This is a genomic window from Pseudomonas sp. AC255 (assembly GCF_979258175.1).
Window position 1 is genome coordinate 3,930,684 of record NZ_OZ409841.1, and the last position, 25,355, is coordinate 3,956,038.

Below are 25,355 nucleotides of genomic sequence, written 5' to 3' on the forward strand. Positions count from 1 at the left end.
TGTGCCGGATCCATATTCAACTCGGTCTCCCAGGTCGATGTACCTCACCAGACACCTCGGTCGGCCCCCTCTCCCTCTGGGAGAGGGCTGGGGTGAGGGTAGCGCTTCAAAGCCGATCGAACTTCCAGCCTCACGCCCGCCTCATAGCTAACAAGCCCCCCATTCCGGTCACGACATGGATCTTGTTATTGCCCGACCTGAAGGTCTCTACTGCCCCGCCGGAGATTTCTATATCGATCCGTGGCGGCCGGTCGAGCGTTCGGTGATCACCCATGCCCATGGCGATCACGCGCGCACCGGTAATCAGCACTACCTGTCGAGCAGCGCCAGCGCCGGGATTCTGCGCGCGCGCCTGGGTCAGGACATCCAGTTGCAAACCCTTGATTACGGCCAACGCCTGACCCATCACGGCGTGACCCTGAGCTTTCACCCCGCCGGGCATGTCCTCGGTTCGGCGCAGGTGCGCCTGGAATACGGCGGCGAAGTCTGGGTCGCGTCGGGGGATTACAAGGTCGAGCCGGATGGCACGTGCGCCCCATTCGAACCGGTGCGCTGCCACACTTTCATCACCGAATCGACCTTCGGCCTGCCGATCTATCGGTGGCAGCCGCAGGCGCAGATCTTCGCCGAGATCAATCAGTGGTGGGCGGCCAATATCGCCGCCGGCAAGGCCAGCGTGCTGTTCTGCTACTCCTTCGGCAAGGCCCAACGCATCCTCCACGGCATCGACGAAACCCTCGGGCCGATCCTCAGCCACGGCGCAGTCGAACCGTTGAACCGCGTCTACCGCGATGCCGGCGTATACCTGCCGCCGACGATTTACGCAGGCGACGTGAAAAAAGCGATCCGATCATGCGCCAGGCTTTGGTCATTGCTCCGCCGTCGGCGGGCGGCAGCACGTGGATGCGCCGTTTTGGCGACTTCAGCGATGCCTTCGCCAGCGGCTGGATGCGCTTGCGCGGGACCCGGCGGCGGCGCGGCGTCGATCGCGGTTTCGTCCTCTCCGATCACGCCGACTGGCCCGGCCTGCTCTGGGCGATCAACCAGACCGGCGCGGAGCGGGTGATGGTCACTCATGGCTCGATCGGCGTGCTCGTACGTCATCTGCGCGAACAGGGTCTTGATGCACAAGGCTTCACCACTGAATACGGCGATGACGAAGACGACAACATCGCCACCGAACCCACCGTTGCCGAGACGTCCCCATGAAAGCGTTCGCCGAGTTATATGCCGAACTCGACGCCACCACGTCGAGCAACGCCAAGCTGGCGGCGATGCAGGTGTACTTCGCGCAGGCCGCGCCGGAAGATGCCGCATGGGCGGTGTATTTCCTCTCCGGTGGTCGGCCTCGTCAACTGGTGCCGGTGCGCATCCTCCGTGAGCTGGCGGTAGAAGTTTCAGGGTTGGAGCCGTGGCTGTTCGAAGAAAGCTATCAGGCCGTCGGCGATCTGGCCGAGACCATTTCTCTGGTGCTGCCGGAAAATTCCCACAGCTCCGAGGCCGGTCTAGCCGAATGGATCGAAGACAAGCTGCTGCCACTTCGCGGTGAAACCCCGGAATATCTGGCGCGCCAACTGCCGATGTTGTGGGCGCAACTGGATCGGCCGAGCCTGATGCTGTGCATCAAGCTGATCACCGGCAGTTTCCGCGTCGGCGTGTCGAAGTTGCTGGTCACTCGCGCCCTCGCCTCGATGGCGGGACTGGACAGCAAACGCGTGGCTCAGCGTCTGGTCGGTTACACCGATCTGTCGAACCGGCCCAACGCCGCGAGTTACCTGAAACTCATCGCCCCGGAATCCGCCGACGAACATGCCCAGCGCGGCGGCCAGCCCTACCCGTTCTTTCTTGCCCACGCCTTGGCGCAACCGGTCGAGGAATTCGAAGCCCTGCTCGGCCCCGCCAGCGACTGGCAGGTGGAATGGAAGTGGGACGGTATCCGTGCGCAAGTGGTCAAGCGCGACGGCAAGCTGTGGGTGTGGTCGCGCGGCGAGGAATTGGTGACCGAGCGCTTCCCCGAGTTCGATGTGCTGGTCCACGGCTTGCCCGACGGCACGGTGATCGACGGCGAAATCGTCGTGTGGAAGAGCACCCATCCGACTACTGAAGATGCCTTCGATCCGCAATCCGATGAGCCGCCGGCCGTGCAACCGTTCGCCCTGCTGCAGCAACGCATCGGTCGCAAGACGCTCGACAAGAAGATTCTCGAAGACGTGCCAGTGGTGGTGCTGGCCTACGACCTGCTGGAATGGCAGGGCGAAGACTGGCGCAACCAGCCGCAGGTCAAGCGACGGGCGCAACTCGAGGAAGTCATCGCGCGCTGCAACAGCCCGGTACTGCTGCCCTCCCCCGTATTGACCGGCGAAGACTGGCTCGACCTCGGCCGCCAGCGCGAAGCGTCACGCAAACTCGGCGTCGAAGGCATGATGCTCAAGGCCCGCGATTCGCTGTATGGCGTCGGCCGGACCAAGGACATGGGCGTGTGGTGGAAGTGGAAGGTCGACCCGTTCAGCGTCGACGCGGTACTGATTTATGCCCAGCGCGGACACGGCCGTCGCGCCAGTCTGTACAGCGATTACACCTTCGCCGTGTGGGACGGCCCGCCGGAATCCAGTCAACGCTCGCTGGTGCCGTTCGCCAAGGCGTATTCGGGGCTGACCGATGAAGAGATGCGTCAGGTCGACAGCATCGTGCGCAAGACCACCGTGGAGAAATTCGGCCCGGTCAGCAGCGTGAAACCGAGCCTGGTGTTCGAACTGGGCTTCGAAGGCATCGCCCTGTCGCGCCGGCACAAGAGCGGCATCGCCGTGCGTTTCCCGCGCATGCTGCGCTGGCGCAAGGACAAGACCGTCGAAGAAGCGGACAGCCTCGCTACCCTTCAAGATCTGTTGGCCTAACCCCTTTTCACTGATCGTTCCCACGCTCTGCGTGGGAACGCAGCCCGGGACGCTCTGCGTCCCCCCAGAGCCGAACGCGGAGCGTCCGTTGATGCATTCCCACGCAGGAGCGTGGGAACGATCAGTCATCGGGGACAAATCCCTTGCCACAGTTTTCCCTGCTCTGAGCTACGCGTTTGAACCGAAACAGTGCATGCAAACAGCAATGCCCGTTTCCGTGCATTCAACTACCCTTGCCTCTCTCCGCTCAACCTTTTAAAACACCTGTTCGGCACTCTGGTTCGGAAATTGCTACTTTCTATAGGTCGTAAGCGTTGCAGTAACAATAATTCTGCGCCACAAGCGCTCATATTGGTTCTTAGGGATTGAATAATGAAAAAAGCATTGCTGACCCTTTCTGCACTGGCGTTGTGCATGGCCGCCGGCTCCGCGCTGGCCAAGGAATACAAAGAGCTGCGCTTTGGCGTTGACCCTTCGTACGCACCGTTCGAGTCGAAAGCGGCCGATGGCAGCCTGGTCGGGTTCGATATCGATCTGGGCAACGCGATCTGCGCCGAACTGAAGGTCAAGTGCAAATGGGTCGAAAGCGATTTCGACGGCATGATTCCGGGCCTCAAGGCCAACAAGTTCGACGGTGTGATCTCGTCGATGACCGTGACCCCGGCGCGCGAGAAGGTCATCGACTTCTCCAGCGAACTGTTTTCCGGCCCGACCGCTTACGTGTTCAAGAAAGGCTCCGGCATCACCGCCGACGTCACTTCACTCAAGGGCAAAACCGTCGGTTACGAGCAAGGCACCATTCAGGAAGCCTACGCCAAAGCCGTGCTGGACAAGGCTGGCGTGAAAACCCAGGCCTATCAGAACCAGGATCAGGTGTATTCCGACCTGACCTCCGGTCGTCTCGACGCCGGTATCCAGGACATGCTGCAAGCCGAACTGGGCTTTCTGAAGTCGCCAAAAGGCGCTGATTATGAAATCAGCCAGCCGGTCGACAGCGAATTGCTGCCAGCCAAAACCGCTGTCGGTATCAAGAAAGGTAACACTGAGCTGAAAGCACTTTTGGATAAAGGTATCAAAGCGTTACACGACGACGGCAAATACGCCGAGATTCAAAAGAAACACTTTGGTGACCTGAATCTGTACAGCGGCAAATAATGCCCCGGCGCCCATCCTCGATGGGCGCCTTTTCCATCCGCTCAGGTTGCTGATTTATGTTTGAAACCCTCCTGCAAAATCTGGGGCTGGCCTCGTTCAGTCTGCAGGGCTTCGGCCCGTTGCTGCTGCAAGGCACCTGGATGACCATCAAATTATCGGCGATGTCGCTGCTGGTGGCCGTGTTGCTCGGCCTGCTCGGCGCCAGTGCCAAACTGTCGAAAGTCAAACTGGTGCGCCTGCCCGCGCAGCTCTACACCACGCTGATTCGCGGCGTGCCGGATCTCGTGCTGATGCTGTTGATCTTCTACAGCCTGCAAACCTGGCTGACGTCGCTGACCGACTATATGGAATGGGAATATATTGAAATCGACCCGTTCAGCGCCGGCGTGCTGACGCTGGGCTTCATTTATGGCGCGTATTTCACCGAGACCTTCCGTGGCGCCATCCTCGCGGTGCCGCGTGGTCAGGTCGAAGCCGCCACCGCGTATGGCCTCAAACGTGGCCAGCGTTTTCGCTTCGTGGTGTTTCCGCAAATGATGCGCTTCGCTTTGCCGGGCATCGGCAACAACTGGATGGTCATGCTCAAGGCCACCGCGCTGGTGTCGATCATTGGCCTCGCCGATCTGGTCAAGGCTGCCCAGGACGCCGGTAAAAGCACCTATCAACTGTTCTACTTTCTGGTCCTCGCCGCCTTGATTTATCTGCTGATCACCAGTGCTTCGAACTTCATCCTGCGCTGGCTCGAACGCCGCTACGCCGCCGGTGCCCGGGAGGCCGTACGATGATCGAACTTCTCCAGGAATATTGGCGCGCCTTCCTTTATACCGACGGCCAGAACATCACCGGGCTGGCGATGACGATGTGGCTGCTGAGCGCCTCGATCTGCATCGGCTTCGTCGTCTCGATTCCGCTGTCGATTGCCCGCGTCTCGCCGCACTTCTACATTCGCTGGCCGGTGCAGTTCTACACCTACCTGTTCCGGGGCACGCCGCTGTATATCCAGCTGCTGATCTGCTACACGGGCATCTACAGCCTCGCCGCCGTGCGCGAACAGCCGATCCTCGACAGTTTCTTTCGCGACGCGATGAACTGCACGATCCTCGCTTTCGCTCTCAATACCTGCGCGTACACCACGGAAATTTTCGCCGGGGCGATTCGCAGCATGAATCATGGCGAAGTCGAAGCGGCCAAGGCTTATGGCCTGACCGGCTGGAAGTTGTACGCCTACGTGATCATGCCGTCGGCATTGCGCCGCTCGTTGCCTTACTACAGCAACGAAGTGATCCTGATGCTGCACTCGACCACCGTGGCGTTCACCGCGACCATTCCCGATATTCTGAAAGTCGCGCGGGATGCCAACTCGGCGACCTTCCTGACCTTCCAGTCATTCGGCATCGCCGCGCTGATCTACCTGACCATCACTTTTGCGCTGGTCGGCCTGTTCCGCCTCGCCGAACGCCGCTGGCTGGCCTTCCTCGGGCCGACTCACTAGCACCGGTTTGAAAAAAGAGATAACAATGCGCCACCAGATCCATGACTTGCTGGCCCCGCTGCCGGGGACCGCACGGCAGATTCACAGCTTCCACTTCGGCCCACCGCAGGCCAAGGGCAAGGTTTACATCCAGGCGTCGCTGCACGCTGACGAACTGCCGGGCATGCTGGTCGCCTGGCACCTGAAACAGCGTCTGGCCGAACTGGAAGCTGCCGGCCGCCTGCGCAGCGAAATCGTCCTGGTGCCGGTGGCCAACCCGGTCGGCCTCGAACAAGTGCTGATGGACGTGCCGCTGGGCCGTTACGACCTGGAGAGCGGGCAGAACTTCAATCGCTGGTTCGTCGACCTCAGCGAAGAAATCGGCAACGCCATAGAAGGCCAACTCAACGACGACGCGCAGCACAACCTCGAACTGATCCGCGCCAGCCTGCGCAACGCCCTCGACCGTCAGAAGCCGACCACACAACTGCAATCCCAGCGTCTGACCCTGCAACGCCTGGCCTGCGATGCCGACATGGTGCTGGACTTGCATTGTGATTTCGAATCGGTGGTGCACCTGTACACCACGCCCGAGGCGTGGCCACAGGCCGAGCCCTTGGCGCGCTACATGGAAGCGCAGGCCAGTCTGCTCGCTACCGATTCCGGCGGGCAGTCGTTCGACGAATGCTTCACCCTGCTCTGGTGGCAACTGCGCGAGCGCTTCGGCGAGCAGTTCGAGATTCCGCTGGGCAGCTTCTCGGTGACCGTCGAATTGCGCGGCCAGGGCGACGTCAATCACCCGCTGGCCAGCCGCGATTGTCAGGCGCTGATCGATTACCTGATCCAGTTCGATGCCATCGTCGGCGAGACCAAGCCGCAACCGCCACTGCCGCACCCGGCCACGCCGCTGGCCGGGGTCGAACCAGTGACCACACCAGTCGGCGGCCTGCTGGTGTACTGCGCCACGCCCGGCCAATACCTGGAAGCCGGCCAGCAGATCGCAGAAATCATCGACCCGGTCCACGACAAGGTCACCCCCATTCATTGCACCGCCGCCGGCCTGCTGTATGCGCGCTCGCTGCGGCGCATGGCCACTGCCGGCATGGTCATCGCCCACGTCGCGGGCGCCCAGGCCTATCGCAGCGGCTACCTACTTTCGCCTTGAGGATGCTCGTCCATGTACAAACTGACCGTTGAAGGCCTGCACAAAAGCTATGGCGATCATCAGGTGCTCAAAGGCGTTTCGCTCAAGGCCAAAACCGGCGACGTGATCAGCCTGATCGGCGCCAGCGGCTCGGGCAAAAGCACCTTTTTGCGCTGCATCAATTTCCTTGAACAACCCAATGACGGCGCCATGAGCCTTGATGGCCAGGCGATCCGCATGGTCACCGACCGCCACGGCATGCACGTTGCCGACGCCGATGAACTGCAACGCCTGCGCACGCGGCTGGCGATGGTGTTCCAGCATTTCAACCTGTGGAGCCACATGACCGTGCTGGAAAACATCACCATGGCCCCGCGCCGGGTGCTGGGCTGCAGCAAACAGGAAGCCGAGGATCGCGCCCGACGTTATCTGGACAAAGTCGGCTTGCCGGCGCGGGTCGCCGATCAATACCCGGCGTTTCTGTCCGGCGGCCAGCAACAACGCGTGGCGATCGCCCGGGCACTGGCGATGGAACCGGAAGTGATGCTGTTCGACGAACCGACCTCGGCACTCGACCCGGAACTGGTCGGCGAAGTGCTGAAAGTGATTCAGGGCCTGGCCGAAGAAGGTCGGACGATGATCATGGTCACCCACGAAATGAGTTTTGCGCGCAAGGTGTCGAATCAGGTGCTGTTTCTGCATCAGGGTCTGGTGGAAGAAGAAGGTGCGCCCGAAGAAGTGCTGGGCAATCCGAAAAGCGAACGGCTGAAGCAATTCCTCAGCGGCAATCTTAAATAACGCCGTACACAATTCTCCTGTAGGAGCTGCCGAAGGCTGCGATCTTTTGACTCTGCTTCAAAGATCAAAAGATCGCAGCCTCGTTTCACTCGTCAGCTCCTACAAGGGAATCGCGTTGTTTTAAACCTTTGGTCTGTTGCTGTGGTCTCTGAAACAACACCTCCAGAGCGCACGCAGCCGGCATGGCGAAATCCCCCGACTTTGCAAAAACCTGGTTCAGCGCCCGCGACTGGAAGCCGTTCGCCTTTCAGAAACAGGTGTGGGCGGCGGTGAAAAACGGCGAATCCGGGTTGCTCCACGCCAGCACCGGCGCCGGTAAAACCTATGCGGTGTGGTTTGCTGCGCTCAACCGCTTCGCCCGCCTGCAACCGCCCGTGGCTACACCGCGCAAACGCAAACCGCCGGCCGAGCCGTTGACGGTGCTGTGGATCACGCCGATGCGCGCCCTCGCCGCCGATACCGCCCGCGCGCTGCAAATACCGGTAGATGATTTACAGATTCCGTGGAGCATCGGCCTGCGCACCGGCGACACCAGCAGCAGCGAACGCGCCCGCCAGGGCCGACGTCTGCCGACGACGCTGATCACCACACCGGAAAGCCTGACTCTGCTACTGGCCCGCGCCGATGCGCGCACGGCGTTGTCGACCCTGCGCATGATCGTCGTCGATGAATGGCACGAATTGCTTGGCAACAAGCGCGGCGTGCAACTGCAACTGGCCCTCGCCCGCCTGCGTCATTGGCAGCCGGAACTGATCGTTTGGGGCGTGTCCGCCACCCTCGGTAATCAATCCCACGCCGAGCAAGTGCTGATCCCACAGGGCGGCGGCGTCAGTGTCCAGGGCAAAAGCGAAAAAACCCTGCAAGTCGACACCCTGCTGCCACCGGCCATCGAGCGTTTTCCCTGGGCCGGCCACATCGGCCTGAAGATGCTGCCGCAGGTGGTGGCCGAACTTGACGCCTGTGCCAGCAGCCTGGTATTCACCAACACCCGCGCGCAATCGGAGATCTGGTATCAGGCGCTGCTGGAAGCGCGGCCGGACTGGGCCGGGTTGATCGCGCTGCACCACAGCTCACTGTCCCGCGATACCCGCGATTGGGTCGAACAGGCGCTGAAGAAAGGCCAATTGAAAGCGGTGGTGTGCACCTCGAGCCTGGACTTGGGAGTGGATTTCCTCCCGGTCGAGCGCGTGCTGCAGATCGGCTCGGCGAAAGGCGTCGCGCGCTTGATGCAACGTGCCGGGCGCTCCGGCCACGCACCGGGGCGCACCTCGCGGGTGACGCTGGTGCCGACCCACAGCCTGGAACTGATCGAAGCGGTTGCCGCACGCGATGCCGTCGAGCAACGGCGCATCGAGCCGCGCCTGTCACCGCACAAGCCGCTGGATGTGCTGGTCCAGCATTTGGTCAGCATGGCCCTTGGCGGTGGCTTTATTCCTGAAGACTTGTACGAAGAAGTCCGTGGTGCCTGGGCTTATCGTGACCTGACAGCGGCAGACTGGGCCTGGGCGCTGGCGTTCGTACGCCATGGCGGGATGTCTCTTACAGCGTATCCGGATTACCGCCGGGTCGAGCCGGACGAACACGGCGTCTGGCGTGTGCCGGATGCGCGTCTGGCGCGGCGCCATCGCATGAGCATCGGCACCATCGTCAGCGACGCGAGCATCAACCTGAAATTCTGGAGCAAGGGCGGCGGCGGCAAACAGCTGGGCAGCGTCGAGGAAGGTTTTATCGCGCGCCTGAAACCCGGCGATGGTTTCCTCTTCGCCGGCCGCTTGCTGGAACTGGTGCGGGTGGAAAACATGACCGCCTACGTCAAACGCAGTACCGCGAAAAAGGCTGCCGTGCCGCGCTGGAATGGCGGACGCATGCCGTTATCCAACGAACTGGCCGAAGCGGTGGTCACGCGCTTCAGCGCCGCTGCTCAAGGTCAATTCAAAGGCCCGGAAATGCACGCGTTGCGGCCGCTGCTGGAGACGCAGATACGCTGGTCCGGCTTGCCCACCACGGAAAATCTGCTGGCCGAGGTGCTGAAATCCCGCGAAGGCTGGCATCTTTTCTCTATCCGTTCGCCGGGCGCCAAGTGCATCTGGGACTGGCGAGCCTGTTGGCGTGGCGCGTCAGTCAGCGCCAGCCGGTGACCTTCTCGATTGCCGTGAATGATTACGGCCTGGAACTGCTCAGCGCCACGCCGGTGGATTGGGCCACGCATCTCGACGCTCACCTGTTCAACGCCGATGACTTGTTGCTGGACGTGCTCGCCAGTCTCAATGCCGGTGAACTGGCGTTGCGCCGCTTCCGCGAAATCGCGCGGATCGCCGGGCTGGTGTTCGCCGGGTATCCGGGCGCACCAAAAGCACCCGCCAAGTGCAGGCGTCGAGTGGCTTGTTCTTCCAGGTGTTCAAACAATATGACGCCGACAACCTGCTGCTAGCCCAGGCTGGGGAAGAAGTCCTACGCGAAGAGCTGGATATTCGCCGTCTGGAACAGACACTGGAGCGCATCAATCAGATGAAACTGGATGTGCATCAGGTTAAACGTCCTACACCGTTGGGCTTTCCGCTGCTGGTGGAGCGGATGCGCGAGAGCATGAGTTCGGAAAAACTGGCTGACAGGATCAGAAGAATGGTTGGTGACCTGGAAAAAACCGCTGATAACGGGAAATCGTCGTGAGTGCGTACCCGGTGCGTTTGGCCGGTGAGGAGTTGTGGCTGCTGCCGGAGAAAGCGCTGTACTGGCCAGCGCAGGAAGCATTGCTGATCGCCGATGTGCATTTCGGTAAGGCGGCGGCCTATCGCAGCCTCGGCCAGCCGGTGCCGCATGGCACGACGGCGAGCAACATCGAGGTAATCGACGCGCTGCTGGCGCGGTTGCCGTGTCGCCAGTTGATCTTCCTCGGGGATTTTCTGCATGGGCCTGGTTCACATGTCCCGACCACGCTGAATGCGCTGGCAGAGTGGCGCGCACGGCACGCTGACCTGCCGATGACACTGATTCGCGGCAACCACGACAAACGCGCAGGCGACCCACCAGCCTCGCTGAATATTCGCGTAGTGCCAGAGCCGCTGTTACTCGGACCGTTCGCCCTGCAGCATGAGCCCGATCCGCATCCGGAACGGCACGTGCTCGCCGGCCACGTGCACCCGGTCTATCGGCTGCATGGCAAAGGTCGGCAGAGCCTGCGCCTGGCTTGTTTCAGACTCGGTGAGCGCATCAGCCTGATGCCGGCATTCGGTGCGTTCACCGGCGGCTATCAGGTCGAGCGCGACGACAGCTGCAGAGTCTTCGTGATCGGCGACAACGAAATATGGCCCGTCAGCTAGATCGCAAATCGATCAGACTGACGGGCCATATTCATGACAGTGGATCAGGCCACAGGCGCCGGAGGCGGCTCGTCCGGCAGCGTCGGTTCGCCTGGTTCGGTCGGTTGTTCGTTGGGAGTATCGGGATCGGGCTGGCCGGGCACGCCGCCGGACAGGCTCAAAGACGGATTCGCCAGTAACGACCAGGCCAGAACGCCTATCTGATTGGGCTCAAGCCTTGCCAGTTCAGCGCTGATTCGCGGGTCGATCTTCATAGGGCACTCCTCAGTGAAGGCCCGAATCTGTGTGTAACAAAAACGGGCAGTACACCCCATAGAGTGTCTGCCCGCCAAAGAATTCCCGACATCCGTCGGATGGTCGATCAGGTACGCGGCAAGGTCACGCCACGCTGGCCCTGATATTTGCCGCCACGATCCTTGTAGGAAACTTCACATTCTTCATCGGATTCGAGGAAGAGCATCTGCGCCACACCTTCGTTGGCGTAGATTTTCGCCGGCAGGTTTGTGGTATTGGAAAATTCCAGGGTCACATGACCTTCCCACTCAGGCTCGAGTGGAGTGACGTTGACGATGATGCCGCAGCGCGCGTAGGTGCTTTTACCCAGGCAGATGGTCAGCACGTTGCGCGGAATGCGGAAGTATTCGACGGTGCTGGCCAGCGCGAAGGAGTTCGGCGGAATGATGCAGACGTCGCTGTGGATGTCGACGAAGCTGCCGGCGTCGAAGTTCTTCGGGTCAACAATGGCCGAGTTGATGTTGGTGAACACCTTGAAGTGGTTGGTGCAACGCACGTCGTAGCCGTAGCTCGACACGCCGTAGGAAATCACCCGGCTGTCGTCACTGCCGCGCATCTGGCGCTCGACGAACGGTTCGATCATGCCGTGTTCCTGCGCCATGCGGCGAATCCACTTGTCCGATTTGATGCTCATGGCGGGTTTGTCCTGAATAGCGAGGTGGAAAAATTCTGTCCGGCATCTTACCGGGCGCGTCGTCTCGTTCAAAGTGCGCAACGCAATTCTCGGCGAACACCCCGTATTTACGCGATGTGGCGACGAACCGTCGCACCGCCGATCCCTAAAACACAGAATCCTTTGCAAGAAACATTGGCACGTTCCGGAAAAAGGGTTAAGGTGGCGTCACTGTGTTGCTTGTGTCACTGAGAATCTCTACACGATATGTTGAATTTCGATCCAACCATCTACAAGAATTTTTCCTGCTCTTTGCACTCAGTCTCGGCCAGGGTTCTTCCTGAGTCGCAGTTATCTTTGTTCAAGGAGTTACACCATGTCTAATCGCCAAACCGGTACCGTTAAGTGGTTCAACGATGAAAAAGGCTTCGGCTTCATCACTCCACAATCCGGTGACGACCTGTTCGTTCACTTCAAAGCTATCCAATCCGACGGCTTCAAAAGCCTGAAAGAAGGCCAACAGGTTTCTTTCATCGCTACCCGCGGTCAGAAAGGCATGCAAGCTGAAGAAGTACAAGTTATCTAACTTGTAGCTTCTTTAGAAAAGAGCCCCGCCCTTAAAAGCGGGGCTTTTTTGTGGGCGCCTGTTTTGCGCTGGCAAAAAAATCGCGACCCTTGAGGCCGCGATTTTTTTGTTTCTGCCCTTACCAGGCGACGCCAAACCCTGCGGTATAACGGGTCTTGTTCAGATCCGCATCGTTGGTGCCACTGATGATGTCGCGCTCGGCCTTGAGGTTGAGCGAGGCCCAGTCGGTGACCTTGTAGCGCAGGCCCAGCTCGGCATCCAGTGCGTAATCGGCAACGCCCGACAGCGGCTTGCCGACTTCGCCATTGGTGAAGAACTCGACCTTCTTGCCGATCAGGTAGCGGTTGTAGTCCCACTTCATCGCGACGGAGTAGAAGTTGTCCTTGCTGCCATCGCGGTATTCATAGTCGGTGCGGTTGAGCAACGAGCCCAGCGAGAACGCACCCAGTTCATCGTCCCAGAACTGGTAACCCGGACCGGTACCGACCACACGCTGACGCGCCAGCTCTTCGATGTGATCACGCTTGTAGTTGATGCGCCCTTGCCAGAACCACTGATCGGTAAGGAAGCGGTCGAGGGAGTATTCGGCGCGCCAGTTGTTGGTGGTGGTTTCCGCATCCTGGACTTCGCGGTTGTACTCGCCCTCGCCGGTATGGCGCCAGCGACCATGGCGAGCCGAAGTCTTGAAGGCTACGTCGTAATCGTCGGTGTCCTTTTCGGCGCGCTGATAGTCCAGCGCCAGATCGACGTTACCCTTCCACACCAGGTCGGTGACGATCGGCTTGGGCTTGAGGATCTGCTGAATGCTCGCCAGCTCGACCGTCTTCGGCGCCTCGCCATTGGCCAGAGTAACCTTGCCATCGTCAGCCGCCGTCAGCGACTTCGACACTTCGCCGGCATAGGCGTCCTGCTTCACCAACAGATGCTGATCGCTGTCGAGGGTCTTGACCTCTTTCCAGTCAATCGCCACTGCGCCGGCGTATTTGGTCTGGATCAACAGCTTGCCGCCGTCGAAAACCGTGATAGTGCCACTCAGCTTGTCGCCGTTTTTCAACCAGACGGTGTCGGCAAGCAGGGGCGTGGACGCGCTGAAAACAGCAAGGCACAACAGGGTTCTGGGGAACATAAGCAGATCGGGGGCTCAGAGTTGGCGAAAAGGGTCGGCATTATCCGTAGGATTTTGCCCATGACAAGGACTGACCGGACTATTTCAATTGAGTTCATTTCTCAACTGCGCCACGAGCGATTACCCTTGTCGCCATCATCACGCCAATGCTCAGGAGCCGCGTACGTGAAAGACCCGCTCGACAGCGTCGAAAACGATGCGCAAATCCGACGCACGGCACTCTACTCGACGCTCGCGCAAGTGCCTGAAGGCAAAGTCGTCAGTTATGGCCAGTTGGCCGAACTTGCCGGGCTGGGCCGCGCCGCGCGCTGGGTTGGGCGGACTTTGAGCCAGTTGCCCGGCGACACCAGGCTGCCCTGGCACCGCGTAATCGGCGCCGGCGGGCGCATCAGCCTGCCGGTCGGCAGCCCTTCCGGTGACGAACAACGTGCGCGATTACGCATGGAAGGCATCACCGTCCAGAACAATCGTGTGGATATTCGGCGCCATGGCTGGCGTCCGGTAGAGCACAGCGGTTAGAGTGCGCGCTTTGTTTTCGCAATTTTGAGGCAGACTTCAGCCCATGCCCCGTAAAACCTGGCGCGCCGCGCTCGCCGCCTATGCCAGTCCTTCGACGCTCGTGCTGTTGTTGCTCGGTTTTGCCGCCGGCCTGCCGTACATGCTGGTGTTCTCGACGCTCTCCGTATGGCTGCGTGAAGCAGGCGTGGCCCGTGAAACCATCGGCTATGCCAGCCTGATCGGCCTGGCGTACGCGTTCAAATGGGTCTGGTCGCCGCTGCTCGACCAATGGCGCCTGCCCTTGCTGGGCAAGCTCGGCCGCCGCCGTTCCTGGCTGGTGCTCTCCCAGGCACTGGTGATTCTCGGGCTGATCGGCATGGGTTTCTGTGATCCGCAGAAGCATTTGTCCTGGCTGATCGCCATTGCTGTCGTGGTCGCCTTCGCCTCCGCCACGCAAGATATCGCGGTCGACGCCTATCGCCTGGAAATCGCCGATGACAGCCGCCAGGCCGCCCTCGCCGCCAGCTACATGTCCGGTTACCGCGTTGCCGCCCTGCTCGCCACCGCCGGTGCGCTGTTCTTCGCCGAAGGTTTCGGCTCCACCGGCTTCAACTATAAGCACGCAGCTTGGACCGGCACCTATGTGCTGTTCGGCGCATTGATGGTGCCTGCGCTGCTGACCACGCTGTTCATGCGTGAACCACCGGTGCCGCTGCGCACGCAGTTGCAGGCCGGGCGCTACACGTTCATGCATCAATTGATGTCGGTGTTCGTGCTGATCGTGCTGCTGGTTTCCGTACCGGCGATGTTCACCCAGCTATACAACACCGATTTCGCCGGCGTGCTGTTCGGTGACATGAGCCCGCTGGACCTGCTGCTTGAAGACCGCGCCTTTCTGCGCGCCATCCTCTACATATTGCTCACCGGTTTGTGTCTGTCGGCCATGGGCCGGCGCGGACTGGCTCCGGTACTGACGCCGATCAATGACTTCATCCTGCGTTATCGCTGGCAGGCGCTGTTGCTGCTGGGCCTGATCGCCACTTACCGGATGTCCGACACGGTAATGGGCGTGATGGCCAACGTGTTCTACATCGACCAGGGTTTCACCAAGGATCAGATCGCCAGTGTCAGCAAGATTTTCGGCCTGATCATGACCCTCGTCGGCGCCGGCATGGGTGGCCTGTTGATCGTGCGTTTCGGCATTCTGCCGATTCTGTTTATCGGTGGTGTGTCTTCGGCAGCGACCAACCTGCTGTTCGTCATGCTCGCGGACATGGGCCCGAACCTGCAGATGCTGGTGGTGACCATTTCCCTCGACAACTTCAGCTCGGGCCTGGCGACATCGGCGTTCGTTGCCTACCTGTCGAGCCTGACCAACCTGAAGTTTTCCGCTACGCAATATGCCCTGCTCAGCTCGATCATGTTGCTGCTGCCGCGCCTGATGGGCGGCTATTCCGGCGTGCTGGTCGAGAAGTTCGGTTATCACAGCTTCTTCCTCATTACCGCCCTGCTCGGCGTACCGACGCTGTTACTGATCGCGCTGCACTGGTTCCAGGAGCGCCGCCGCGAAGGACAAACACCGACGCCCGAGCCTGCACCGACGCCCGTCACCGAAGAATCGTAGGACGCTTCGCCAATGGCGGGAGGAATCCCGCCGCTGGCGCCTTCCGCCGGCCACACTTCTGTACGTCAGCAAAACTCGCCGGTACACTGCTCCGTCATTTCCAGTCATAGCAACCGACAACGGCCAACCATGCGCACCAGTCAATTTTTGCTCGCCACACAGAAAGAAACGCCTTCCGACGCGGTCGTGATCAGCCACCAGCTGATGCTGCGCGCCGGCATGATCCGCAAGCTTGCCTCGGGCCTGTACACCTGGCTGCCGATGGGCCTGCGAGTCATGCGCAAGGTCGAAGCCATCGTTCGCGAAGAGATGAACGCTGCCGGTTCTCTGGAAGTGTTGATGCCGAGCACCCAACCGGCCGAGCTGTGGCAGGAATCGGGGCGCTGGGAAGAATACGGCCCTGAGCTGCTGCGCATCAAAGACCGCCATGGTCGTGATTTCTGCGCGGGCCCGACTCACGAAGAAGTGATCACCGATCTGATGCGCAACGAGTTGAGCAGCTACAAACAGCTGCCAATCAACCTGTATCAGATCCAGACCAAATTCCGCGACGAAATCCGCCCACGCTTCGGTTTGATGCGCGGCCGCGAATTCATCATGAAGGACGCCTACTCCTTCCACGCTGATCAGGCGTCGCTGCAGGTCACCTACGACCGCATGCATGAAGCCTACTGCAACATCTTCACGCGTCTGGGCCTGAAATTCCGCCCGGTAGAAGCCGACAACGGTTCGATCGGTGGTGCCGGTTCCCACGAATTCCACGTGCTGGCCGAGTCCGGCGAAGACGATATCGTCTTCAGCAACGGCTCCGACTACGCGGCGAACATCGAAAAAGCCGAAGCGGTGCCACGGGAAACCTCGCGCCCTGCGCCAACCGAAGAACTGCGTCTGGTCGACACACCGGACACGAAAACCATCGCCGCCCTGGTGGAAAAATTCAATCTGCCGATTGAAAAGACCATCAAGACCCTGATCGTCCATGCCGAAGAAGAAGGCAAGCTGATCGCGCTGGTGATTCGTGGCGACCACGAACTGAACGAGATCAAGGCTGCCAACCAGCCTGGCGTGGCCAGCCCGCTGGTGATGGCCTCCGATGCCGAACTGCGTGACGCGATTGGCGCCGGCGCCGGCTCGCTCGGCCCGCTGAACCTGCCGCTGCCGATCATCATCGACCGCTCGGTCGCGATGATGAGCGACTTCGGCATTGGCGCGAACATCGACGACAAGCACTATTTCGGCGTGAACTGGGAGCGTGATCTGCCGGTTCCGACCGTTGCCGACCTGCGCAACGTCGTCGCCGGCGACCCAAGCCCGGACGGCAAAGGCACGCTGGAAATCAAGCGCGGCATCGAAGTCGGACACATCTTCCAGCTGGGCAACAAGTACAGCAAGGCGATGAAGTGCGAAGTGCTGGGCGAAAACGGCAAGCCGGTGACTCTGGAAATGGGTTGCTACGGCATTGGCGTTTCCCGCGTGGTCGCCGCTGCCATCGAGCAGAACAACGACGCCAACGGCATTATCTGGAGCGACACCCTGGCGCCATTCCAGATCGCGCTGGTACCGCTGCGCTATGAAACCGAACAGGTGCGCGAAGCCACCGACAAGCTCTATGCCGAACTGACGGCGGCCGGCTTCGAAGTGCTGCTGGACGATCGCGACAAGAAAACCAGCCCGGGCATCAAGTTCGCGGACATGGAGCTGATCGGCATTCCACACCGGATCGTGGTCAGCGACCGCGGCCTCGCCGAAGGCAACCTGGAATACAAGAGTCGTTCCGAAGCAGAGGCGCAAGCACTGCCGGTGGCCGATGTTGTGTCCTTCCTTCAGGCCCGTATCCGCCGCTGAAACCAGATAGAGACGTCATGTTCAAGCGAAACACCTTAGGCCTCGGTGGCGCCGCCCTGTGCGGCGCCCTGCTGGTCAGCGGCTGCGCCAATCACATGTCGCAACGCAGCGAGCACGAAGAGCGGGTCGAGCGAAAGTTGCTCGATCACAGCCTGCAGATCGATGTCGGCGAGCCCAAGGTGCTCGAGCTGCCGCAGCGACGCGTGAAGATCAACGAGCAGAAGACTTTCGAAGTCACCGAGTTCGAGGTCACCCGTCGCTACGACCGCTACACGCCTTACCAACCCTGGCGCGAAGTCTACGAGATTCCGCTGGGCGCGGTGGCCGTGGTCGGTGGTGTCGGTGCCAACGTGGTCAACGTGTTTGCCCTCGGAAACCTGCCGGATAGCGTCACCCGGGATTGGCTGAGCTACGGTTTCGCCGGGCTCAACCCGTTCATGAACGTGCAGTCCAATGGTCGTGCGCAGCAGAACCTCGCGGGCATCGACGAAGTCCAGCGCGACAAGCGCACGGAGTATTCGAGCCTGCCGTGGAGCGAACGACCGGTGCAGGTCAAGGCCGGCAAGCAGACATTCGACATGACCACTGATCGCAACGGTGTGCTGCGCTTGAATCTGCTCGATAGCCCTTTCGCCGAACATGACCTCAACCATGTCGGCCGCTTGCAGATCAGTGTCGAAGACGCCAAGGACGATGTGCATTCCGACTCGACCCTGATGCTCAGCGGCCACCTGCGCGGCAAGTTGATTGAGGCGCATGGGCTGATTTATGACGATCTGGAAGATGACGAGGTGAGCCAGTGGGTGCACCGGGTCAAACGCCTGTCGGAGCTGGGTCTGGAAGAAGAAGCCAGTGAGCTGGAACAGAGCCTGATCGAACTGACGCGCAACGATCCGGAGTTGCAGGCTGAGTTTCTCAAGTCTCTGGCCAAGGATGCAGGGCGTTTAGTGGCTGATCCGGGACCGAATTAAAGCTTAGAAGCTTCGTCGGAACGCCGCCCGGAGCAGGCTCGCTCCCACAAGGGATTTGTGAACGACGCAGATCCAATGTGGGAGCGAGCCTGCTCGCGAAGAGGCCCTGCCAGGCACCGCGAATCTACCGCTCAAACAACTCCATCTGCTCAAACCCGCCGCGCAAATCCTCCAGCCTCACTCCCACCCCCAACAGCCGCACCGGCTTGCCGCCGCGGTTGAACGCCTGCGTCAGCATCAACTGATAACTGCCCAAGTCCCGCCCTGCCCCGGCCTGCTCCAGCGTGGTCTGGGTGAAATCATGAAATTTGACTTTGACGAACGGCTTGCCCGGTCGATAACTGCCGTCGATTCGGGCCATGCGGGTTTTCAGGGTATCGAGCAGCTCGGGCAATTTGTCCAGGCAGCTGCGCAAGTCCGGCAGATCAACGTCGTAGGTGTTTTCCACGCTGATCGACTGGCGGCGGCTGTCGTTGTGCACCAGACGGTCATCGATCCCACGGGCCAGATTCCACAAGCGCTCGCCGAAACTGCCGAATTCGCGCACCAGCGCCAGCCTGCCCCACTCGCGCAGGTGCTGGCAGTCAACGATGCCGAGCTTGCCGAGCTTGTCGGCGGTGACCTTGCCGACGCCGTGCAGCTTGCTCACCGGCAGACCACTGACGAACTCCTCGACCTGATCCGGGGTGATCACGAACAAACCGTTGGGTTTTTTCCAGTCGCTGGCGATCTTCGCCAGAAATTTGTTTGGCGCAACGCCTGCGGAAACGGTGATGTGCAATTGGTTGGAGACCCGGCGGCGAATGTCCTGGGCGATGCGCGTAGCGCTGCCGCCGAAATGCGCGCTGTCGGACACATCCAGATAGGCCTCGTCCAGCGACAGCGGCTCGATCAGGTCGGTGTAGTCGGCAAAGATCGTATGAATTTCTTTCGAAGCTTCGCGATAAGCGTCCATGCGCGGCTTGACGATGGTCAGGTCCGGACACAGCTTTAATGCATGCCCGGAAGCCATGGCCGAGCGCACACCATAGGCGCGCGCTTCATAGTTGCAGGTGGCGATCACCCCGCGTCGATCCGCTGAACCACCCACCGCCAACGGCTTGCCGGCAAGAAGCGGATCATCGCGCATCTCGATGGCGGCGTAGAAACAGTCACAGTCGATGTGGATGATTTTTCGCTGGGTCATGTCGGAAAAAGACAACGTGGCAAGCCGGAGCGGCAGTATCTCATTGGTACCTGTATATAGCACCAGTGGTTGAATGTTCTTTTCCGACCGTAGGAGATTTCCGATGAATTTATTTTTTCAATCACAGATCAGCGCGCAATAGAGCTGAAAGCCTTGCGCCACTTGCCCTGCGCGCCGGCCGCCCGCCGTGAAAATACGCTAAGCGCTTGAACCTCAACAGATTTATCCGGATCGACGGTTGACACACTCGCGAACCTCTGTAGAATGCCGCCACACAGACGCGGGATGGAGCAGTCTGGTAGCTCGTCGGGCTCATAACCCGAAGGTCGTCGGTTCAAATCCGGCTCCCGCAACCAAACATCAGAAAAGGCTACTCGAAAGAGTGGCCTTTTTTGTGCGCGTCTGTTTTGCAAACGGGCGCCCTGCTCAATCTCCAGCGAAACGGCAATTTGTTGCATTTCCGAAACTTACGCATTACCTGCGACCGTTCGCCGCGATTTCGCAGTTATTTGGCCCATTCCAGGATTAGCGGTTGACACCTCGTCGTTCGCCTGTAGAATGCCGCCACACAGACGCGGGATGGAGCAGTCTGGTAGCTCGTCGGGCTCATAACCCGAAGGTCGTCGGTTCAAATCCGGCTCCCGCAACCAAACATCAAAAAAGGCTACTCGAAAGAGTGGCCTTTTTTGTATCTGTTGAAAAAGTCCTTTCGCAACAATGATCTGTCACTGTGCAGTGAACCGCTGGGGATCATCAGAACCACTGACTTGCGACTATGCTTGAGTCGCGGACAAGGTATCTGCAATCAGGAACTGCCCTCGCCGATGCCCGACGAGAGGCGTAGTATTTTGTGATTATTTTTTTCTACAGGGATTGGTAACTTGGCTGGATACCTCCATCCTGTCGCGCACAATCCAAGAGGTGATTGATGCGCGCCAACTCGTCTGATCCACAAGACACCGTTACAGCAGAACAACCGATCAAACCCGAGCGTTTGCGCTGGCTGGATCGATTAAGCAAATACCGTCAGCCGATCGGTCTGGCCGTCACGTTGCTGCTGTTTGCCATTGCCCTGATTGCCTGCCGCCATCTGCTCGCCGAGCTCGATCTCGACGCGCTGCATGACTCGATTCTCGACGTGCCGAAACCGGCCCTGCTCGGCGCCATCGGTGCGACCGTGGTCGGTTTCATCATTCTGCTCGGCTATGAATGGTCGGCCAGCCGCTACGCTGGCGTGAAACTGCCGCCGCGCACGCTCGCGCTCGGCGGTTTCACCGCATTTGCGATTGGCAATGCGATCGGCCTGTCGCTGCTGTCCGGTGGCTCGGTTCGTTATCGTTTATATGCGCGACTGGGCGTCGGTGCGTCGGAAGTTGCGCACATGACGCTATTTGCCAGCCTCTCGCTGGGCTGCGCCTTGCCGCCACTGGCAGCGCTGGCCACCCTGAGCAACCTGCCCGCCGCCTCGCAAGCGCTGGGGCTGTCCGAAATCTTGCTGGGCTCGGTCGCCGCTGCCGTATTGATCCTTGGTACGGTGCTGGCGATCGGCATCTATCGTCGTCGCCTGCCGGAACAACCCTACCCCGACAATCTGCTGGTCCGTGCCGGGCGGCGCACCCTGCGCCTGCCGGGTCGGCGCCTGACCTTTCTGCAACTGGTGATCACCGCCCTCGATGTCGCGGCTGCCGCCACCGTTCTCTACTTGTTGCTGCCGGAAGCGCCGCCGTTTGCGCCGTTCCTGCTTGTGTATCTGCTGGCGCTGGCCGCCGGTGTACTCAGTCATGTACCGGGCGGTGTTGGCGTGTTCGAGGCGATTCTGCTCGCCGCGTTTGCCGACAAGCTCGGCGCCGCGCCGCTGGCAGCCGCACTGCTGCTGTATCGCCTGATCTACGTGGTGCTGCCGCTGCTGGTCGCTTGCGTATTGCTGCTGATCAACGAAGGCCAGCGCCTGTTTCAATCCCAGACCATGCGCGCCGCCTCCGGCCTGGCCGCGCCGGTTCTGGCGGTGTTGGTGTTCCTGTCTGGCGTGGTGCTGCTGTTTTCCGGCGCGACCCCGGAAATCGATACCCGCCTGGAGCACATCGGTTTTCTGATCCCGCATCGCCTGGTCGACGCCTCGCACTTCGGCGCCAGCCTGATCGGCGTCCTCTGTCTGTTGCTCGCACAAGGTCTGCGCCGACGCCTGTCGGCGGCGTGGATGCTGACCACCATCCTGCTGCTGGTCGGCGCCCTGCTCTCACTGCTCAAAGGTTTCGACTGGGAAGAAGCCGCGCTGATGACTTTTACGGCCGCGCTGCTCGGCGTGTTCCGCCGCTCCTTCTATCGCCCGAGCCGTTTGACCGAACTGCCGTTTTCGCCGCTGTATCTGGTCGCCAGTCTCTGCGTGCTGGGCGCTTCGGCCTGGTTGCTGCTGTTCGCCTATCAGGACGTACCCTACAGCCATCAGCTGTGGTGGCAGTTCACCCTCGACGCTGACGCGCCGCGCGGTCTGCGCTCGCTGCTCGGTGCGGCGGTGTTGCTGGTGATCATCTCGCTGACCTGGCTGCTGCGCACGGCGCGCCCGGTGATTCATTTGCCGACGCCGGACGAACTGGATCGCGCGGCAAAGATTCTCATGGCCTCGTCGCAACCCGACGGCGGCCTCGCGCTGACCGGTGACAAGGCGTTGCTGTTTCACCCCAACGATGAGGCGTTCCTGATGTACGCCCGCCGTGGCCGCAGTCTGGTGGCGCTGTACGACCCGATCGGGCCGAGCCAGCAACGCGCGGAAATGATCTGGCAGTTCCGCGACCTCTGCGACATTCATCACACCCGCCCCGTGTTCTATCAAGTTCGCGCGGAGAACCTGCCGTACTACATGGACATCGGCCTGACGGCGATCAAGCTCGGCGAAGAAGCCCGGGTCGATCTGCAACGCTTCGACCTGGAAGCCAAGGGCAAGGAGATGAAGGACCTGCGCTACACCTGGAACCGTGGCACCCGCGATGGCCTGTCGCTGGAGATCCATGAGCCGGGGCAGGCGCCGATGGACGAGCTGAAAGTGATTTCCGATGCCTGGCTGACCGGCAAGAACGTGCGCGAGAAAGGCTTCTCCCTCGGCCGTTTCAGCGACGATTACCTGAAGCATTTCCGCATTGCGGTGATTCGCTTCGAAGGCCGCCCGGTAGCGTTCGCCAATCTGCTCGAGACCTACAGCCACGATCTGGCCAGTCTCGACCTGATGCGCGCACACCCGGAAGCGCCGAAGCTGACCATGGAATTCATGATGGTCGGCCTGATTCAACACTATAAGAGTCACGGATACGCGCGCTTCAGCCTGGGCATGGTGCCGTTGTCGGGGCTGCAACCCCGGCGCGGCGCACCGCTGACCCAGCGCCTGGGCTCGATGGTCTTCCGCCGTGGTGAGCAGCTGTACAACTTCCAAGGCTTGCGCCGCTTCAAAGACAAGTTCCAGCCCGACTGGGAACCCCGTTATATGGCCGTGCCCGCCGGACTCGATCCGCTCGTGGCGCTGGCCGATACTGCTGCCCTGATCGCGGGCGGCTTGACTGGATTGGTGAAACGCTGATGATTCAACGCTCCCTGAAGTACATCCTGGCCGCCCTGCTGGTATTGGCCGTGATTGCCGGCAGCGGTTACTGGTACCTCAAACGCCCGGCACCGGAACCGACCGTCGAACAACTGAAACCCGCCGATGGTACGGCCATGACCCGCGTGATCCCCGGCAAAAAGCCGAAGGCTCAGGTGCTGGTGGCCGTCACCGACGAACAGAAGCTCTCCGAGAAACAACTGACCACCCTCAGCCGCAGCGCCTCGGCGCAGATCGTTCAGGTGATTCTGCCCAAGGACTGCCTGCTGCAAAGCCGCGCCCTGCAATCGGGCCTGCGCGAACTGAATGGCCCGGCCACTCTGGTCAGCGGCATCGGCCCAGGCGCTGTGCTGGCGTGGCGCTGGCTGGCGGAACAGAAAGACGACAAGGCCCAGGCCGTCTCCGTCGATCTGGCCCTGGAAAAACCCGGCTGCACCCACCTGCTGCCGAAATCCGCCGCCCACGGCCACTGGCTGGTGGCGTGGAACGACAACCCGGACGACGCCAGCGCGGGCTTCGTGCGCGATCAGCCGAACGCCGAAACCAGCATCAGCGACTACGACATCAATCTGCCGCAAGTGCTGAACAACGAACTGCGCAAAATCCTCGTCGGCGGCGACAAGGCCAACGGCGGCCTGGCGATCCCGGTAGTTGAAGTGCCGGCCGGTCAGGCCAACGACACCGTGACCCTGTTCCTCTCCGGCGATGGCGGCTGGCGCGACCTCGACCGTGACGTGGCGGGCGAAATGGCCAAGATCGGCTACCCGGTGGTCGGCATCGACACCCTGCGCTACTACTGGCAGCACAAGAGCCCGGAGCAAAGCGCACTCGACCTCACCGAACTGATGCAGCACTACCGGCAGAAATGGGGCACCAAACGCTTCATCCTCACCGGTTATTCGTTCGGCGCTGACGTACTCCCGGCGATATACAACCGCCTGCCAGAGAACGAACAGCAACGCGTCGACGCGATCATCCTGCTCGCCTTCGCCCGCACCGGCAGCTTCGAAATCGAAGTCGAAGGCTGGCTGGGCAACGCCGGCAAAGAAGCCGCGACCGGCCCGGAAATGGCCAAGCTGCCAGCGGCCAAGGTTGTGTGCATCTATGGCGAAGAAGAGACGGATGAAAGTGGCTGCACCGACAAGACTGCTGTCGGCGAAGCGGTGAAACTGCCCGGCGGGCATCACTTCGATGAGAACTATCCAGCGCTGGCCAAGCGTTTGGTGGACTTGATTCAGAAGCGCCAGAGCAAGGACTCGGTCGCCGAAGAGTGATCTGAAGCGCATCCACAAAAAGCCCCCGCAACTTCACGGTTGCGGGGGCTTTTTACATCCCAACAGCCACCAAAATCCCTGTGGGAGCGAGCCTGCTCGCGAAAGCGGTGGGTCAGTTTACAAATTCGGCGACTGATACTACGCCTTCGCGAGCAGGCTCGCTCCCACAGAGAAAAAAGTGCCAGGTGTTTACTTTCGTTTACTTCCAGTCTCGCAATATCAGATGACGCCCACAGACCTTGTAGGCAAACTCCGAAACTCTTGTTGGGGCGCTGTGCCGCTCTATTGCGCTGTTTTTCGACGGGATACTCTCAGGACGTCGCTGACCCATTCAGCGATCGGGCTTGGTAACCCGGTGGAATAAGGCGCAACAGCGCACCCGACACGACTCAGGCGAAATCCCGTCCGAGCCCCTGTGTTATGGCAGCTGTGTGTGGGACGCTTTCGAGCGTGCCGGTTTCCTTGGTTCCCCGGTTTACCAACCTGCGCACAGCTGCCACCCATTCGCTTGGTATCGGATGCGGCAGCTCTCGAAATCAAGGGAACTGACAATGAGCAATCCATCTGATCTTAAAACCATCGGCTTCACCCCTTTCCTCTACAACTCGGATCAAGCGTTCTTCAATGTCCGCTCCGGCGTCCCGATCATCAATGCCTTGTCCCAATCCTCCGACCTGCTGTCCCTCGCCAAATCCTTCGCAGAAGACGCTGCTTTCAATAGAGACACCGACCGCCATGCCTGGGCATTACCTGACGGTGATGGGCAAAGCCTTGGTTGATGACGTGATCCAAGCGCTGATCCCACGACCCGCGCGGACGAAGACTGAATCTGAAGCTGATCTGTCTGAACGCACCTCTTGATTCAACCCAATACCCTGTGGGAGCGAGCCTGCTCGCGAATGCGGTGGTTCAGCCACCACATGCTTCGACTGACACTACGCCTTCGCGAGCAGGCTCGCTCCCACAG

Annotated in this window: 19 protein-coding genes, 2 tRNA genes and 3 pseudogenes; 20 read left to right on the top strand and 4 right to left on the bottom strand. The window is 60.6% G+C overall.

The window, feature by feature from the left end; all coding sequences use genetic code 11:
• Positions 1–175 precede the first annotated feature (175 nt).
• From ACZZ0K_RS17885 to pdeM, 10 genes and pseudogenes are all read left to right on the top strand, one after another.
• Positions 176–1,209, top strand: a pseudogene (locus ACZZ0K_RS17885) (ligase-associated DNA damage response exonuclease).
• A complete protein-coding gene (locus tag ACZZ0K_RS17890) occupies positions 1,206–2,894 on the top strand; it encodes an ATP-dependent DNA ligase (protein ID WP_252879544.1) in 1,689 nt (562 codons plus the stop codon). The pseudogene ACZZ0K_RS17885 and the gene ACZZ0K_RS17890 overlap by 4 nt, the downstream one beginning before the upstream one ends.
• 372 nt (positions 2,895–3,266) lie before the next feature.
• Positions 3,267–4,049 (top strand): transporter substrate-binding domain-containing protein, encoded by a 783-nt coding sequence (locus tag ACZZ0K_RS17895; RefSeq protein ID WP_041478063.1) that lies wholly within the window; start codon positions 3,267–3,269, stop codon positions 4,047–4,049.
• Between the two features lie 56 nt (positions 4,050–4,105).
• Entirely contained in the window at positions 4,106–4,834 is a 729-nt protein-coding gene (locus ACZZ0K_RS17900; protein WP_016771383.1) for an ABC transporter permease, read from the top strand.
• Entirely contained in the window at positions 4,831–5,541 is a 711-nt protein-coding gene (locus ACZZ0K_RS17905; protein WP_150743349.1) for an ABC transporter permease, read from the top strand. Before ACZZ0K_RS17900 ends, ACZZ0K_RS17905 begins: the two co-directional genes overlap by 4 nt.
• Before the next feature lie 25 nt (positions 5,542–5,566).
• Positions 5,567–6,685 (top strand): succinylglutamate desuccinylase/aspartoacylase family protein, encoded by a 1,119-nt coding sequence (locus ACZZ0K_RS17910; protein ID WP_463559244.1) that lies wholly within the window; start codon positions 5,567–5,569, stop codon positions 6,683–6,685.
• 12 nt (positions 6,686–6,697) lie between these two features.
• Complete coding sequence (locus tag ACZZ0K_RS17915) at positions 6,698–7,462, top strand: ABC transporter ATP-binding protein (RefSeq protein WP_056783337.1); 765 nt, start codon at positions 6,698–6,700, stop codon at positions 7,460–7,462.
• A gap of 182 nt (positions 7,463–7,644) precedes the next feature.
• Positions 7,645–9,600: a ligase-associated DNA damage response DEXH box helicase gene (locus ACZZ0K_RS17920; protein ID WP_463559245.1), complete on the top strand. Its 1,956-nt coding sequence runs from the start codon at positions 7,645–7,647 to the stop codon at positions 9,598–9,600.
• Positions 9,543–10,132, top strand: a pseudogene (locus ACZZ0K_RS17925) (hypothetical protein). The gene ACZZ0K_RS17920 and the pseudogene ACZZ0K_RS17925 overlap by 58 nt, the downstream one beginning before the upstream one ends.
• Entirely contained in the window at positions 10,129–10,782 is a 654-nt protein-coding gene (gene pdeM / locus ACZZ0K_RS17930; RefSeq protein WP_374046324.1) for a ligase-associated DNA damage response endonuclease PdeM, read from the top strand. Before ACZZ0K_RS17925 ends, pdeM begins: the two are co-directional and overlap by 4 nt.
• 44 nt (positions 10,783–10,826) lie before the next feature.
• Here the strand turns inward: pdeM and ACZZ0K_RS17935 are convergent, their stop codons facing one another.
• Complete coding sequence (locus ACZZ0K_RS17935; protein ID WP_016771389.1) at positions 10,827–11,036, bottom strand: hypothetical protein; 210 nt, start codon at positions 11,034–11,036, stop codon at positions 10,827–10,829.
• Positions 11,037–11,143: 107 nt separating this feature from the next.
• Positions 11,144–11,710: a dCTP deaminase gene (gene dcd / locus ACZZ0K_RS17940; protein ID WP_007940589.1), complete on the bottom strand. Its 567-nt coding sequence runs from the start codon at positions 11,708–11,710 to the stop codon at positions 11,144–11,146.
• A 355-nt stretch (positions 11,711–12,065) separates the two neighbouring features.
• Here dcd and ACZZ0K_RS17945 point away from each other — a divergent pair, with 355 nt between their 5' ends.
• Positions 12,066–12,275 carry a cold-shock protein gene (locus ACZZ0K_RS17945; RefSeq protein ID WP_002554837.1) on the top strand — a complete coding sequence of 70 codons (210 nt, stop codon included), beginning with the start codon at positions 12,066–12,068 and terminating at the stop codon, positions 12,273–12,275.
• Between the two features lie 118 nt (positions 12,276–12,393).
• Here the strand turns inward: ACZZ0K_RS17945 and ACZZ0K_RS17950 are convergent, their stop codons facing one another.
• Positions 12,394–13,401 (bottom strand): DUF481 domain-containing protein, encoded by a 1,008-nt coding sequence (locus ACZZ0K_RS17950; RefSeq protein WP_024011896.1) that lies wholly within the window; start codon positions 13,399–13,401, stop codon positions 12,394–12,396.
• Between the two features lie 165 nt (positions 13,402–13,566).
• On the opposite strand from ACZZ0K_RS17950, the gene ACZZ0K_RS17955 reads away from it, so the two are divergent.
• From ACZZ0K_RS17955 to ACZZ0K_RS17970, 4 genes are all read left to right on the top strand, one after another.
• Positions 13,567–13,920, top strand: a complete 354-nt coding sequence (locus tag ACZZ0K_RS17955) for an MGMT family protein (protein WP_095180530.1) — start codon at positions 13,567–13,569, stop codon at positions 13,918–13,920.
• Positions 13,921–13,963: 43 nt separating this feature from the next.
• Positions 13,964–15,523, top strand: a complete 1,560-nt coding sequence (locus tag ACZZ0K_RS17960; protein ID WP_076566230.1) for an AmpG family muropeptide MFS transporter — start codon at positions 13,964–13,966, stop codon at positions 15,521–15,523.
• Positions 15,524–15,652: 129 nt separating this feature from the next.
• The gene (locus ACZZ0K_RS17965) at positions 15,653–17,368 is read left to right on the top strand and encodes a proline--tRNA ligase (protein ID WP_041478071.1); all 1,716 of its coding nucleotides are present in this window, start codon (positions 15,653–15,655) and stop codon (positions 17,366–17,368) included.
• Between the two features lie 17 nt (positions 17,369–17,385).
• On the top strand, positions 17,386–18,339 hold the full coding sequence (locus ACZZ0K_RS17970; RefSeq protein WP_056783330.1) for a hypothetical protein: 954 nt from the start codon (positions 17,386–17,388) through the stop codon (positions 18,337–18,339).
• A 124-nt stretch (positions 18,340–18,463) separates the two neighbouring features.
• On the opposite strand, the gene dinB is transcribed toward ACZZ0K_RS17970, so the two are convergent.
• Positions 18,464–19,525: a DNA polymerase IV gene (gene dinB / locus ACZZ0K_RS17975; protein WP_252883283.1), complete on the bottom strand. Its 1,062-nt coding sequence runs from the start codon at positions 19,523–19,525 to the stop codon at positions 18,464–18,466.
• 279 nt (positions 19,526–19,804) lie between these two features.
• Here dinB and ACZZ0K_RS17980 point away from each other — a divergent pair.
• From ACZZ0K_RS17980 to ACZZ0K_RS18000, 5 genes and pseudogenes are all read left to right on the top strand, one after another.
• Positions 19,805–19,881: transfer RNA gene (locus ACZZ0K_RS17980), tRNA-Met, on the top strand.
• A 217-nt stretch (positions 19,882–20,098) separates the two neighbouring features.
• Positions 20,099–20,175 (top strand) — tRNA-Met (locus tag ACZZ0K_RS17985).
• A gap of 278 nt (positions 20,176–20,453) precedes the next feature.
• Positions 20,454–23,093, top strand: a complete 2,640-nt coding sequence (gene mprF / locus ACZZ0K_RS17990; RefSeq protein ID WP_258707695.1) for a bifunctional lysylphosphatidylglycerol flippase/synthetase MprF — start codon at positions 20,454–20,456, stop codon at positions 23,091–23,093.
• Positions 23,093–24,388, top strand: coding sequence for a virulence factor family protein (locus ACZZ0K_RS17995; RefSeq protein ID WP_258707694.1), 1,296 nt, complete (start codon positions 23,093–23,095; stop codon positions 24,386–24,388). The genes mprF and ACZZ0K_RS17995 overlap by 1 nt, the downstream gene beginning before the upstream one ends.
• Positions 24,389–24,939: 551 nt before the next feature.
• A pseudogene (locus ACZZ0K_RS18000) lies at positions 24,940–25,249 on the top strand (DUF3077 domain-containing protein).
• Positions 25,250–25,355: the final 106 nt, after the last annotated feature.

Coding starts and splice junctions, on each gene's coding strand:
- ACZZ0K_RS17960 (WP_076566230.1), top strand. CDS start 13,964: ATGCCCCGTAAAACCTGGCGCGCCGCGCTCGCCGCCTATGCCAGTCCT.
- ACZZ0K_RS17965 (WP_041478071.1), top strand. CDS start 15,653: ATGCGCACCAGTCAATTTTTGCTCGCCACACAGAAAGAAACGCCTTCC.
- dinB (WP_252883283.1), bottom strand. CDS start 19,525: ATGACCCAGCGAAAAATCATCCACATCGACTGTGACTGTTTCTACGCC.
- ACZZ0K_RS17910 (WP_463559244.1), top strand. CDS start 5,567: ATGCGCCACCAGATCCATGACTTGCTGGCCCCGCTGCCGGGGACCGCA.
- dcd (WP_007940589.1), bottom strand. CDS start 11,710: ATGAGCATCAAATCGGACAAGTGGATTCGCCGCATGGCGCAGGAACAC.
- ACZZ0K_RS17890 (WP_252879544.1), top strand. CDS start 1,206: ATGAAAGCGTTCGCCGAGTTATATGCCGAACTCGACGCCACCACGTCG.
- ACZZ0K_RS17950 (WP_024011896.1), bottom strand. CDS start 13,401: ATGTTCCCCAGAACCCTGTTGTGCCTTGCTGTTTTCAGCGCGTCCACG.
- ACZZ0K_RS17900 (WP_016771383.1), top strand. CDS start 4,106: ATGTTTGAAACCCTCCTGCAAAATCTGGGGCTGGCCTCGTTCAGTCTG.
- ACZZ0K_RS17920 (WP_463559245.1), top strand. CDS start 7,645: ATGGCGAAATCCCCCGACTTTGCAAAAACCTGGTTCAGCGCCCGCGAC.
- ACZZ0K_RS17970 (WP_056783330.1), top strand. CDS start 17,386: ATGTTCAAGCGAAACACCTTAGGCCTCGGTGGCGCCGCCCTGTGCGGC.
- ACZZ0K_RS17905 (WP_150743349.1), top strand. CDS start 4,831: ATGATCGAACTTCTCCAGGAATATTGGCGCGCCTTCCTTTATACCGAC.
- ACZZ0K_RS17915 (WP_056783337.1), top strand. CDS start 6,698: ATGTACAAACTGACCGTTGAAGGCCTGCACAAAAGCTATGGCGATCAT.
- ACZZ0K_RS17945 (WP_002554837.1), top strand. CDS start 12,066: ATGTCTAATCGCCAAACCGGTACCGTTAAGTGGTTCAACGATGAAAAA.
- mprF (WP_258707695.1), top strand. CDS start 20,454: ATGCGCGCCAACTCGTCTGATCCACAAGACACCGTTACAGCAGAACAA.
- ACZZ0K_RS17895 (WP_041478063.1), top strand. CDS start 3,267: ATGAAAAAAGCATTGCTGACCCTTTCTGCACTGGCGTTGTGCATGGCC.
- ACZZ0K_RS17995 (WP_258707694.1), top strand. CDS start 23,093: ATGATTCAACGCTCCCTGAAGTACATCCTGGCCGCCCTGCTGGTATTG.
- ACZZ0K_RS17935 (WP_016771389.1), bottom strand. CDS start 11,036: ATGAAGATCGACCCGCGAATCAGCGCTGAACTGGCAAGGCTTGAGCCC.